The sequence below is a fragment of the Bradyrhizobium sp. KZN70725 genome (assembly GCF_055264925.1).
On record NZ_JBUYWT010000223.1, the window covers coordinates 1 to 427 of the forward strand.

A 427-nucleotide genomic window follows, 5' to 3' on the forward strand; every position below is an offset into this window, starting at 1 on the left:
ATCACCTCCAACCGTCCGACTCGTTCCAGATGATGGTGACGACGATACGCGCTGTGCATCAACGAGGCCGCGAAGTGCGCGCAACGAATCCAGGGGAAGCCGAGGGACTTCGACCGTCGGCAGTGCCGCGGCGGAATTCTCTGTCATCCATGCCGGCAGCAAGGTGCGAGAGCCGTCGGGCTGTTCGATCACGAAGTGATGGCGAGCCCCGTGAATGACGCGCCTCAAAGCAATGACGCGCTCACCAGCGCGTGGATGATGTCGATATTGAATGACAACTTCGAACGGATGTTCTTGGGTACTATGTCGCGTGCTCGACCGGGACTGGCAAAACCTGGTTGGCATGTGCCTTCGGACGCCAGGCGGCCAGGCTCGATCATTCCGTCCTTTATTTGCGTATGCCGCGCTTGTTCGAAGACCTCGCCAT

1 protein-coding gene is annotated in these 427 nt (G+C 59.3%); it reads right to left on the reverse strand.

The features are described 5' to 3' along the window. Nucleotides 1–224: 224 nt before the first annotated feature. On the reverse strand, nucleotides 225–427 hold a 203-nt coding region (locus ACZBJS_RS42945), incomplete at its 5' end, for a hypothetical protein (RefSeq protein WP_463440373.1).